Origin of the sequence: Novipirellula aureliae (assembly GCF_007860185.1) — a bacterium.
Lineage (GTDB): Bacteria > Planctomycetota > Planctomycetia > Pirellulales > Pirellulaceae > Novipirellula_A > Novipirellula_A aureliae.
The window spans coordinates 143,950-156,455 of sequence record NZ_SJPY01000001.1 but is presented as its reverse complement, the minus strand read 5'-3'; the positions used below and the strand labels follow the sequence as shown (position 1 = coordinate 156,455).

10 protein-coding genes are annotated in these 12,506 nt (G+C 52.9%); 6 read left to right on the top strand and 4 right to left on the bottom strand.

What is annotated here, in order from left to right:
- Positions 1 to 271: 271 nt before the first annotated feature.
- From Q31b_RS00660 to Q31b_RS00650, 3 genes are all read left to right on the top strand, one after another.
- A complete protein-coding gene (locus tag Q31b_RS00660) occupies positions 272 to 661 on the top strand; it encodes a fluoride efflux transporter FluC (protein WP_146597776.1) in 390 nt (129 codons plus the stop codon).
- Positions 658 to 3,540: a YCF48-related protein gene (locus Q31b_RS00655; RefSeq protein ID WP_146597775.1), complete on the top strand. Its 2,883-nt coding sequence runs from the start codon at positions 658 to 660 to the stop codon at positions 3,538 to 3,540. The genes Q31b_RS00660 and Q31b_RS00655 overlap by 4 nt, the downstream gene beginning before the upstream one ends.
- A 158-nt stretch (positions 3,541 to 3,698) precedes the next feature.
- A complete protein-coding gene (locus Q31b_RS00650; protein WP_146597774.1) occupies positions 3,699 to 4,835 on the top strand; it encodes a hypothetical protein in 1,137 nt (378 codons plus the stop codon).
- A 434-nt stretch (positions 4,836 to 5,269) separates the two neighbouring features.
- On the opposite strand, the gene Q31b_RS00645 is transcribed toward Q31b_RS00650, so the two are convergent.
- The 4 genes from Q31b_RS00645 to Q31b_RS00630 all read right to left on the bottom strand — a co-directional run bounded on the left by Q31b_RS00645 (position 5,270) and on the right by Q31b_RS00630 (position 9,984).
- Positions 5,270 to 6,397: a TlpA family protein disulfide reductase gene (locus Q31b_RS00645; protein WP_146597773.1), complete on the bottom strand. Its 1,128-nt coding sequence runs from the start codon at positions 6,395 to 6,397 to the stop codon at positions 5,270 to 5,272.
- 147 nt (positions 6,398 to 6,544) lie between these two features.
- Complete coding sequence (locus Q31b_RS00640) at positions 6,545 to 7,399, bottom strand: formylmethanofuran dehydrogenase subunit C (protein ID WP_146597772.1); 855 nt, start codon at positions 7,397 to 7,399, stop codon at positions 6,545 to 6,547.
- The gene (gene fhcD, locus Q31b_RS00635) at positions 7,400 to 8,338 is read right to left on the bottom strand and encodes a formylmethanofuran--tetrahydromethanopterin N-formyltransferase (protein WP_146597771.1); all 939 of its coding nucleotides are present in this window, start codon (positions 8,336 to 8,338) and stop codon (positions 7,400 to 7,402) included.
- Positions 8,335 to 9,984 (bottom strand): formylmethanofuran dehydrogenase subunit A, encoded by a 1,650-nt coding sequence (locus Q31b_RS00630; protein WP_146597770.1) that lies wholly within the window; start codon positions 9,982 to 9,984, stop codon positions 8,335 to 8,337. The genes fhcD and Q31b_RS00630 overlap by 4 nt, the downstream gene beginning before the upstream one ends.
- A gap of 300 nt (positions 9,985 to 10,284) precedes the next feature.
- Between Q31b_RS00630 and panB the strand changes: the two genes are divergently transcribed.
- The 3 genes from panB to Q31b_RS00615 all read left to right on the top strand — a co-directional run bounded on the left by panB (position 10,285) and on the right by Q31b_RS00615 (position 12,504).
- Positions 10,285 to 11,097, top strand: a complete 813-nt coding sequence (gene panB / locus Q31b_RS00625) for a 3-methyl-2-oxobutanoate hydroxymethyltransferase (protein WP_146597769.1) — start codon at positions 10,285 to 10,287, stop codon at positions 11,095 to 11,097.
- A 61-nt stretch (positions 11,098 to 11,158) separates the two neighbouring features.
- Entirely contained in the window at positions 11,159 to 11,866 is a 708-nt protein-coding gene (gene pgl / locus Q31b_RS00620) for a 6-phosphogluconolactonase (RefSeq protein WP_146597768.1), read from the top strand.
- The gene (locus tag Q31b_RS00615) at positions 11,863 to 12,504 is read left to right on the top strand and encodes an RNA polymerase sigma factor (protein WP_146597767.1); all 642 of its coding nucleotides are present in this window, start codon (positions 11,863 to 11,865) and stop codon (positions 12,502 to 12,504) included. The genes pgl and Q31b_RS00615 overlap by 4 nt, the downstream gene beginning before the upstream one ends.
- The last annotated feature ends 2 nt before the right edge of the window (positions 12,505 to 12,506 follow it).

Below are 12,506 nucleotides of genomic sequence, written 5' to 3'. Positions count from 1 at the left end.
TAAATACAGAGATTGGACAAAACAATGCGAAATTGGCGTTTACGCCGACCGCTGAAATCCCGAATCTACGCGTTCGAATGTGTCTTGTGGCAAGTTTGTAGTACCGAATAAATTCCGTGCTACTTAACGCGGCTTCGCCGCTATTCGTAATGGATCTTGTGCAAGATCCCACACTGCAGGGATCTTTCATAAGCTCCCCTACCAAAACTAACGCAAACTAACGCAAAATAGCGTCAAACGCAGCGATAAACGGATGTAAGTAAGTGAGCCGATGACGACTTGGTCAAACATTTTCGCAGTCGCAGCAGGCGGTGCCATCGGTGCCGTCGCTCGCTATCTGATCACACTGACGGCCATTATGGCTCCAGGTGGCAGTGCGATGGTCGGTACCACGATCGCCAATGTGCTCGGGTGCGCCGCTATCGGGGCTTTAGCGGAATTTAGCGCCGCTTCGGACCTGCTTTCCGATCAATCGCTGCTCGGGATTCGGGTCGGCTTTCTCGGTGCATTGACGACCTTTTCGACGTTTACGGCTGAGTCGCTGTTACTTGCTGGTGATCAACGCTGGTTCGCAGCGTTTTTCTATGTTGCCACCAATCTAATTCTCGGCTGGGGCTCGTTGTTATTTGCTGCAATTATGGTCAAAGGATGGATGGGATGAACAGAATCTATATGCAGACGCCCTGGCCAGATAACTTTGGGCTAGTTGGCTTCGGGCCAGATAGCTTCGGGCCAGTTGGCTTCGGGCTAGTTGGCTTTGGGCTAGTTGGCTTTGGGGCAGCTCGTGTCCGTCAGCACTGGCTGGGGTTGGTCGTATTGGGGTTGGGGTTATGCACCTGCTGCTTCGGATACAATGCCTCGGCTCAATCGATTGCTTATTCGGCCGGTCAATCGATTGCTTATTCGGCCGGTCAATCGGCTTCGCAACTCGAACCGCCCCCTTCCTACACACCGGTGGACGCACTTCGCGAAGACGCATCCTTGCAAGCAATCGAGTTTAGCCCCGATGGCCGAAATGGGTTGGCCGTCGGCGACCATGGCGTGATTCTACATTCCGAAGACGCGGGGGATACCTGGAAGCAAAAGCCGAGTCCGGTCCAGTGTGTGTTGAATGATGTCATTTGGCTTGGTGACCAAACCGCGATCGCTGTAGGAGGGCAATATGATCGAATCACGCAGATTAGCCGTGGGGTGGTTTTGGTGTCCGACGACGGTGGCAACCGGTGGCATCGGAGCGGTGACGACGAGCTCCCGCTGCTCCGTTCCATCAAGCGGCGAAGTGAAGGTGGTGCAATCGTTGTGGCGGGTGATTGGTCATCGGTTGCCGAAAGCCATGAATTTGAAAGCCATGATCGAGGCCGGACCTGGAACAGCACCGGCGAACTTGCTGGTCCTCCTCCTTCATCGATCGAAACGCCCTCAGCAACCTGTTTGGCTTGGGTGCAAGCGACGGGGGCTTTAACGGTTGTACGCGATGTTGCGGAGGTCCGAACGAGAACAACCGAGCCAAATAACATGCGGAGCCAAGCGAGTCCCGCCACGACCTGGTTTGCCGCATGTGACCACGGCATGATTTTAAAAGGCGATCCATCGCGTGGGGAATGGTCGACCGTTTTAGGTGAACATCGGCGATCGAGTATTTTGGTCGTTGCAAGAGACCCGTCGACGATTCCATGGTCTCTAATCGGCTGTGAAGGTCTGGAGATGCGGCAACGCGTATCAATCGTCCTGCAATCTGTTCGCCCGGGTGTCAGTGCTCTACGGCTGGCGTTGGCAGCCGGCTTGAATGCCGAACAGGCCGCGAGCGGTTTGTCGTCTGCACGGCAAGCAGCCGCCAACCTGGGTGCGGCGTCTGTCGACGTCATCAATACGAGAACAACAACCGATCAAGCAATCTATGCGGAAGCAAAGAATTGGATCGCGATTCACAGGCCTGCGGTTATCGTGCTGGATCATTTGCTCGACAAGAGTCTAAGCGACGCGTTTTCGCAAATTGCCATTTCCGCGGGTGTCAAACGCGTCATCCGCTGTAGTCGCTCTGCCGATGGGGACAAGGTCATACACCGTAGCGCCATGCTGGCGTCGATCGGTGCGATGGCCGGTGATTTGTCGGAGGATGCATTGCAAGTCGTCGCACCCGAAGCTGCCGTGTCACAAATGATCTCGCTCCGATCGATCTATGATGCGTCAGGCCAAACGTCCAGCGGCGAATCGATCACATCCGGTCTTTCGCTCTCACCCTCTCAAAGGCGGTCCGGCCGATTGCCTCGTGCGACTCGCCGACAATTGCAAGTGATCCAAGCCCGGCTCAATGAAGATCGGCGAATCGACCGCATGATCGAAACCAGTTTGGATGAGAACGTCTTTTCGCAATCGCTGACGTCGATGCTTGACCAAACTGCCACCGACGATCAATTGCGATTGGCTTGGACCATTTACAAGGCATTGCAATCGACCGATTTGGAATCGACCCCGCATAAAATCGCGTTTCAGGACCGGCTGCTGTCGGAAGCGTCCGATCGGTTTGCTGGATGGTCGTTTGGCAAATGGGCGAAACTCCGTCGTGAAGCGGTTGGCGGAAGTAGGGAGTGGCAACATCTACGGTCTCTCTCTGTACAAGCGTTATCGCTTCAGCAGTCTCGAACGCGTAGTGATCAAGCGGTCCAACAGGTTGCGGTGTCCCCTTTTCAGATCGAAGCAAGTGGAGTCGTCCAGGCATCAGGCAGTTCGCCCATTCGCGTGGCCAGTACCACGCCGACGAGGATACAAGGCAACGTGGACGTCGGTGGCCGGAACCGGAACCACAAGCATCAAGTGGATTTGCGTTGGGAATTTCATCCTCTGGTGTTGATCGCCAACGAATCGGCACGGCTACGAAGCCAAGGTGAAAACGCGGAAGTCCTATCCCAGAAAACGGGCAATTTTCGCCGCCTGGCTGATTCCACTTCATCCAATCCCTGGGCCGATCTCGTTGTCAAATATCCTCCCCACCCTCTTGTTGCATCGGTCGCTACTCGGCCACCCAAATTGGACGGGGTTGCGGACGATCCGTTTTGGATGACGCCCCATTCTTCCCTGGGAACCGGAATGCCAAGTCCGTCTATAAAGATGGGCTATGACGATCAGTTTGTCTACTTTTTTGTTCGTTGCCCAAGCCATCGATTTGCTGCAGAGCCTTCCGTGGAAGAGTCGTCGAGCCATCGAGATTACAACTTGAGGGCCGCTGACAGATTGAGGTTAGCAATCGATGTCGACCGAGATTTGATGACCGCATTCGAACTGGAGACAACTCCGCTCGGCAAGACGCACGATTCCGTTGATGGCCAATCGGCGTGGCAACCTACTTGGTATGTCTCTTCAAAAAAGCAAGGCGAGAATATCGACTTCGAAATAGCCGTGCTCCGTCGCGATCTCGTAGAACTTCCAGTCCAATCAGGGGAAAAATGGTTTGTTTCGGCTCAAGTCGTTCCCGCAGGAGTCGTGTCAACGCCAGCTCCAATCCCCAATCCTCGACTATGGAAACCCGTCTCGTTTCGCTAGGATGATGGCCAGCGTGCTCGAGATAGATCCACTAACGCCGTGGGCGAATCGCCAACAGGCCTACCAGTAATCACGGATCGGCAATCGAGTGGTTTTAGCCACGGTAGTGGCGTCAGCAATTAGCCCATGGCATCAGCCGTGGGAACGGAATGAACAACGTGACCAACGCATCCTCCGAAAACAAAAGCGAAACAATGGCTTCTTCCGGCGACAAGGTTCATGCGGGCCATGAGTTGGAAACCGGTATCCTGAATCGAGTACGTGAATGGATCGATGTGTTTGCCTGGCTGCGGCTGATTCGCACGCTTCGATTAGCGGGGTCACCGCCGATGATCCTTATCGGTATTACCACGCTCTTGGTATGGTGGGTGGGTCAGCACTGGATTTTGGGCGAAAAACTAACGCTGGTGGCAATCGATGGCAAAGCTGCTTCGGTCGTTAGCGCATCGCAGGATTCGATGATGACGACAATGCAATTTGTCCGCTTGATGAATGCGACAACCGTCCTGAATCCCTCGATCCAAGATGCTCGTGTCTTTCGCCAATTCGGTTCCATTCTTTGGACGATCTTTATTTGGTCTCCTTCCGCACTCATTTTTTTGCGTCAAGGTGCGCAGTTGACCGCCGGTCGATCGATGATGAATCTTCGCGATGTCAATCAATTGGCGATCCTAAGGGCACCGGCATCTTGGTTGACCGCCATCGTTCCGTTGGTGTGTGTCTTGTCGATGGGCCTAATCATCCTGCTCATTGGTTGGATCACGAAGCAGGCACCGACGTCGACATGGCTATTGATGCCGTCGGCATTGTTGATCGTTTTGATTGGTTTACCATGCGGGATCTTGGCTTTCGGAGCTACGATTGCCGTCCCGTTGGCATGGTCGGCACTTGCGAATGAAAAGGATCCCGACGCACTCGATTCGCTCAGTCGAGGTTATGAGTACCTGTATCGCCGGCCGTTTCATCTACTGATTCACGCCCTGGTTGCATTTGTTCTTTTGCTGGTAGTCACCTTTTTGGCGACGGGGGTCGTCTCTGCGGCAGGCATGGTGACGTTTTCGATTCTCGGATGGGCTGCCGCTCCGCACGCTTTGGCAGACCTGATTGGGCGTATCTTAGCGATTATTCCGATGGCAACCTGTTTCGCCTTTTCCTGGGCCTTGATTGGTGGAGTTTATCTCTTGATTCGAGAGGAAGCGGGCGGCCAGCAAGTCGAAGATTTGTGGGAGCCGAAGCGTCCAAGCCGAAAACGGTTGCCGAAATTGCCGAAGTCAGATCGGGCAAGCGAGGGGTGAATCGCCTAGCGCTAGCCGATTTAACAGTGTGAGACATCCTTCGGTCGAGCTTGTCTCGGCGGAGGAAACAAGTGGCAGCTACAAACCGCACGGCCGAAAAGAAATTCGCCCCACCCCCACGAATCGCCTCCGGCGATTCGTGGGGGTGGGGCGATCGTGGAATTTTGCGTTCAGGGTAGCTGCTACTTGTTACTCCGTCCGGACAAGCCGTACGGAAGCGGGAAAAACACCCACGGTGAAACTCACTCGGTTATTCTTAAGTCCACGCCATTCAGGACAAGCCCGGCGGAAGCAAATTCCGCCTTGCGACGCAGCCCGATTTAGAGCATTTTGCAAAAAGCCGTCGGCTGCTTATTTAGTGGCTGTGGCTTCCAGCCGCAGCGTTCTTCTCAACTGGGGCTGGAAGCCCCAGCCACGTCAAAAATCAAAATGCTCTAGCCGCTTTCCTTTTCGGATTTCAGTTCGTCTAGATACAATTCCATTCGCTGCTTCTGGCGTTCACCACTTGCCTCGACCGCTTTCTCTTGATACTCGATCGCTTGGTCTAACTTCTTATCGATTTGAGAAAGTTGAGCCATGATGTTGAGCAGTAGCGGCTGCACTTCCGCTTCGGCCTTGTCAACAACCGGTGCAAGATTTTTGATCGCCAGATCGGCGAGAGGTCCGATTTTTCCGCCTTGCTGAGAGACACCCACTAGCGAGTAGCCGAACTGCCCAAGAGCCATCGGGTTGTCCTTCATCTCCTCGACTTGTTTCTTGTAGTAGCCGACGACCTCTTCGTTGATTTGTCCTGCCGACAGCATCAAGCTGTACCGGAAATCTTTCAAGTTAGTTTTCAGATCTTCGTTGTCGGTTTTGCTGATTTCCTCTTCAATTCGCTTGATCGCGTCATCGAATTTCCCAGCACCGGCTAGCATCGAAATCTCTTCAATGGCCTGCTGCAATCGTTGCTCTTGTTCGTACTGCTTTTTGTACGCTTCGCGATCCCATTTGTCATTGACGACGGCCTCGAGCGTTTCGTCCATGCCCATCGGGTGACCAATCCACTCAATTTTACCTGTTTTGCCAACAATGTATGCGGTCGGAATGCCAGCTGCGTTGGACGCTTCCATGTAATCGGCATGAGCCGAGCGGTCGGGATCGGTCGTTAGTGAATAGGCCGAGGTAATCTCTCCAAACGTTTTTTCCTCTTCATCGCTTTCTTGCTTCAAAAACTCATTGACCTCTTCAGGGGACTCGTCGGAAATGCTGACGATCTGCACGTTTTGGCCCCGATATTGGTTTTGCAGTTCCGCCAAGTGCGGCATACTCATAATGCACGGACCACACCAGGTTGCCCAAAACTCAACCACATAGACCTTCCCGTCTTGAAAGTCGGTGACAGGCTTAAAAAAACCGTTTCCGTCCTGAATCCAATGCTCGACATCCAATGCCGGTGCGTCGGAACCGACCCCAAAACTGCCGGCCGCGTCCAGGGCGTTCGTGGGTTGCGAGGCGAAGGCGATCAGCCCGACGACAGCGGTTGCTGCCGCAAAAGTACGTAATGCGTTCAATTTCTTCATGTTTTTCTTCTAAAAGTGCTCGGTGTTGGGGAAAGGTGACTCATTCTGTTGTCATCGAGTGCCAAGGTTGAAGCCTCGATGTCCGCAGGACGAGCCGATAACAAAATGGTTGTTGCGACAACCATCCCGCCAAATGACGCGGAGGGTTCATTCTAGGGGGATTGGGCTTGTCTGGTTGTTTGGCCAGATGATCTCGCCCTGGCCAGCGACTGCAAAGTCACCGCGGCATGAACAAAACGGGCCCTTGGCAAAAATTGCCAGCAGAGACTTGATTTTGTCCAATTCGATTAGGCTTGATGATAGTTTTGGGAGCCGTTTCTGCCAATCTTCTAAATTCCATTGTTTGGAAAGGAGCAAAAAGAATGCCGTATGGAAACCAGTGGGGGCGCTAAATCGATTTTTGCTTAGGATTGGCAGGTGTCCTAGCAGAAGTGTGCCTCGCTGCATTGCATATCCAACATTCTGCCCTGCTCTTTCAGCGACCAAAATGGTGCCCGCAATCATGTGCGAGCCCAGGAAATCGGTCGCCGATCCGTTGACCATGATCGCACCACGCCGCATTCGGTGGCCTGCGTGATGACCGACGGAGCCGGTCACGACAATTCGCCCGCCACTCATCCCGACGCGTTGCGTGCCCGTGGCCGCAGCCAAGAAGTCGCCCGTTGATCCCGCTACCCAAAACTCGCCTCGACTCATTCGCGAGCCCGCATAATCACCAACGTTGCCTTCGACGATCAATTGTCCACCATCGTGTTGGTAGCCAATGAAATGAAAAGAGCTTAAGTCACCGATCAAACGCAACGTCAAGTTATCGGCTGCTTTTGACACGGTAAATAGATCACCAATGCAAATCAATTCGCTGCCCGCCGACAACTCGACCTTGCAAATCTGAGGCTCGCTCATAAATGAAAACTCGGACAACTTGATACGGCGTGCATCAATGCAAGCAGGCAATTGCGTCGCAGCAATGTCACGACGAATTTCCAAGGTCCAGCTGTTCATTCAAACCACCTCATGCAGATGAAAATGATGTCGGCCAAGTTTGCCACCGTAGTTCCCTGCCGTGATTCGCATCAGGCCTCCACGATGATCGAAATGGCAAGCGGCATCGATGCCCACTCGCATCGCCGATCGGACATCGACTGGAGTCAATCCATCAATCACGATTTCCATCGCCACCGATTCACTCGCTCGCAGTTCTGATTGACGCGTTGATTCAAGCAAGCCGGATGCTCTTAAACTGGGGCAATACGCATCGTTGGTACTGGCGATCAACTTCGCGTACTTGGAACCCATTTTGGAACCACTTCGCGTCACTCCTCTGGGAAACGGCATGATGACGTTTTCGATCTGTTGCATTGCGTCAATCGCAGCGCGGCAGGCACCGAGGACAGCATCGATATCATTTCCGATAAGAATGAAGTTTCCGCCACCGATTCCATCGACACGTGGTACGTCGTGATCGCAAACGAACTCGCCATCCATGACTGGAATCCGCCAATATCGCCGTCCCTCAATCAATTTACTAATTTGATGGCCGTCCCCAAAATAACGAAGTGATTTTCCGATTGCAATTCGCTTCGTTGACTTCGGCTTCGTCTCTTCAATCCCGCCGTAAAGGGCGGTTGTTGGACATGTTAGGACGCATTGCCCGGCCCTACGAACGATTTGGTTTTCCAGCTCCGTTTTCGAAACCGCAAAGGCCAAGACGGAGACTCCCGGACGCCCGTCAGGCGTTTCGTCGGGCATTCGTTTCCTTTCGATGGCAATCTCGATCCCACAAGCAATGACACTGGTTGCAAACCCTGCGATCGAATTCGCCGCTGCCATTGCCCAAGAGTGGTCGATCGCCGTGATGACTAATCGCGTTGCTTTCATGTCGAACGCTTCGGCAAACGCCGAATCGATTTCAACGCCACCAAGATATTTGGGCGGATTCAATGGAACGCTCTGTGTTTGGTTTGGGAGGCGTGTTTGACTGGGACCGTTCCCAAACTGGCTTGCATTTCGTCGTCGCTGATCTGCAATCGGCTCATCGCCATCGCGGAAAACGATTCATAGCGATTGGCAAGCGTCGCTATCGTTTTGGGATTGAATTCGACGTTGGCTGTATGAGTGATCGATCCGGAGGGCTCTGTGCTCACGCTTCCTTTGCCTCGCACCAGCACGCCGTTTTTGAGTACAAACTTTGGTTGGGCAAACATCGTTTCGAAGTTTCTGTTCTTTTCATAGACGACCACGTCGGCGGAAGAGCCAATCGCCAAATCTCCGATCCCTGACAAACCGAGAATCGCTGCCGGAGCCGATCTTGTCATGATTGCAATTTCGCCTAGTGTGTATTCGCGGTCGATGCCTGCAAGGCTACTTGCGGCGGCAGCCTCGGGATCGATCTCGGCCAATGCCGTTTCGCGGAATGCCCGGTCGCACAGCAGGCGTATCAAATGAGGGTACGTTGTGAACGGAGCACCGTTAGGATGATCGGTCGTCAAGAAGACTCGCGCTGGATCGTCGATCATTAAGAACAGTTCGAGCCCGATTGCCCATTGTAAGCTGTGAACGAATTGACGTCGGCGATAGCGAAACGGCACAACGCCGCAACCCGCTTCGCATTCGACATCGACTAAAATGGACTTGCGAGGATTTGCGTAACGGATGTTGTGAAATTGGTGCATCGAATCCGCACTGATCGTTACCGTTTGACCAAACATGACTTGTCCAACATCGATGGTGACATGAGGGTTTCGGTCGATCGCGTCGACCAACTTGGCTGCGGCGGAGGTCATCGCGTAAGGCCCATTGTTTCCATAGCAGTGAAACTGTGCGTGAGCTAGATGAATGGGGAACCCGTCCGCCGCATCGATCGTTTTGAGGGTCGATTCAATGTTGCCCGGCACTCCAAGGTTGCTGCAGTGGACGTGTAGCGGGTGAGCCAGACCGATTTCCGAAACCGCTCGGCACAAGCGGCGGACAATCGTCGATGGGGTTACGCCGTAACGTGGGTGTGGGGTATCGACATCGAGTCGGCGTTGGTTGAATTTGAAGGCACTGATGCCGCCCGGATTGACAACTTTCACCGCAATACACTGGGTCGCCATCACCATCCAGGCAACGTAATCATTGATGACCGATTGAGGTGCGTTGTCAGCGAGCAATTGCATCAGCAAGTCATCGTTGCCGAGCAAGCAAAATCCGCCAGTATCAATTCCGCGAATCTCCGCCATTTCGGCATGTGCGGATCGGGCGTTACAGGGAATCACCGCAGGTTCAAAGCAGGTCGTGTAGCCCATATCCAAATAACGCTGGGCAACGACCGGCGCGGTCGGCAAAAGGTCGCGACTTGGTTTTGCGGGTTCTTCGAGTAGCAAGCGGGCCAGCGTCAATTTGCCGCCACCGATATGAGTGTGCAAATCAATTCCGCCCGCCATCACGATGCAATCCGATGCATCAAGGGTTCGGGGGTTGTTTGCAGAACCGGTTTGAACTTCACATGATGGGACAATCTTTCCATCTTTTATCCAAACATCGCCGACACGATCGACTCCCAAGGCGGGATCGATTCGATGACCGTTTTGTATTCGTGTTAGCATAGAAAGATATGGAAATCATCGATAAAATGTGTCGGTCAACGCTTCGGTATCGGCAGCGAGCCCGCTAGACAATCGTCGTTTTACCGTTAGCTTAACATACAAAAGCAATTTTTTTCACAATTCGAAGCGTTCGTTCGGAAGTTGGCTTTTTAGCCACGGCAGGTTTCGTCCATGGCAGATGCCATCGGCGAACCGCTAACCGAACGGCCGGCACTCAGAATATCGCAACTTCAAAACGGACGCTTCGGGGTGTGAAGATGGCTGCAGCGGAGCATTCACCTTACCACATGAAACATGGACATGACGAAACCTGAATCCTTGAAACCGCCACCGCGCGTGACCACTCGCAGCTTAGCGAAAATGCGTCGTGATGGTCAATCCATTTCAATGCTGACCGCCTACGATTACCCCACGGCGGAAATCCTTGATCGTGCGGGAATCGATATTCTATTGGTCGGTGATTCGTTAGCGATGGTCGTGCAAGGGCACGATACCACGTTACCCGTGACGATGGACCAGTTGATCTACCATGCGGAAATGGTCGGACGAGCGGCGAAGCGTGCGATGGTCGTCGTCGATTTGCCGTTTCCCGAAGGCCAATTGGAAATCATGCGAACGGTTGCTTGTGGGGCCAGAGTGCTCAAAGAAACGAAATGCCATGCAGTAAAATTAGAAGGTGGTGCCGAGCAAGCAGGGCGAATCGAAACGATGGTAACCGCTGGTATTCCCGTGATGGCTCATGTCGGATTGAGGCCTCAGAATGTTCATGTCGAAGGCGGCTACCGGGTAAAGCGGGAAATCAAGACACTTGTCAATGATGCGGTCGCGGCTGAGAATGCAGGAGCGTTTGCCGTTCTCGTCGAGTGCGTTTCGACCGAAGTCGGACAAGCGATCAACGACGCCGTCAACGTTCCGACCATTGGTATCGGTGCGGGGGGCGCGACGACGGGCCAAGTTTTGGTAACCAACGATTTGATCGGATTGACGAGTGGCTATTCGCCAAAGTTCGTGCGTAAAATGGCGGACGTGTCAACGACGATCTACGAAGCTGCTATCCAATACCGTGATGCAATTGCTGACAACACGTTTCCAGGTGATGCCGAATCGTTTTGACGTTTTTGCAACGATTTTTTTTACGACAGCGATAACTCAAACAAAAGCAATCGAAACCACGATGTCGATCCCTTCGGTTCAACCCTATCCGACGCTTGCGGATCTGTACAAGGCAGCCTCCAAAGCATTTTGCAACCTGGCAAACGAGTGCATTTCCGAGTATGGCGTCTTCCGCGTCTCCCTCTCAGGTGGATCGACACCCAAACGACTGTATGAGATGATCGCCTGCGAGTCGCTGCAATGGAATCGCATCCATTGGTTCTTTGGCGATGAACGGAACGTGCCTCCCGAATCACCCGACAGTAATTTTCGAATGGTTCACGAAGCGCTGCTCAGCAAAATCGATGCACCCGAGTCAAATGTTCACCCTGTCATGGTCAATCTGGACGATCCAGCGACCGCAGCGAATGAGTATCAATGTCTGCTGGAACAACATTTTCAGGGCCAGAAAATGCCGGTTTGGGATTTGGTATTGTTGGGGATGGGCGATGATTCGCATACAGCATCGTTGTTTCCAAACACTGCCGCGATTGAGGAAACGTCGCGATGGTTTGTCGAAAATTGGGTCGAAAAGTTTGATGCCTACCGATACACGTTAACGGCCCCTGCAATCAATTCCGCCATCGAACGATGGTTCTTGGTCTCGGGAGAAAGCAAACGACAAGCTCTCGCCAACGTTTGGTCCGATCCTCTATCCGTAAGCGATTACCCAGCTCAATTGATTGACGCAACCGAGTGGTTTGTCACTGAGGATGCGATGCCACGATGAATGACCCTTCTCGCATCGATGCCGATCTAATTTCACGTATTCGCGGCGGAGATAATGACGCTTGGCAATCGTTAATCGATCGCTATGAGGGACGCTTGTTAGCGTTCACGCAGAGCCGAGTTCGTGATCGTTCGTCCAGTGAGGATATTGTTCAGGATGCCTTTGTCGGTTTTCTGATCAGTTTACCCAACTACGATTATTCAAGACGACTCGAAAGCTATCTGTTTTCCATTTGTGCCTACAAACTGACGGATCATCTACGACGTGAAGGTCGGCGGCCAGCATTGCAATTGCATCAACGCGACAGCGGTTCCGCGGACGATGTCGCTTTTGTCGGCTCGGCTCGTATGGCCAGCTCGATTGCGCGTAGCGTTGAGCGAAAGGAAATCGAACATACCGCCATTTGTGATGCGATTGGCGAACAGATTGGTCGTTGGAAAGAAACCGGAAATTACGAAAAGCTAAAAGTGATTGAATTGTTGTTCGTTGTCGGTTTGTCGAACAAGGCGGTCGCTGAGAAGATTGGTTTGAGTGAGCAGCGAGTTGCCAATTACAAGAGCGATTTTCAAATCCGCTTAAAAGCAATCATTAGCCGAATGGGTTTAGACGAAGCGGTATTCCCCGAATTAGCAAATTAGCT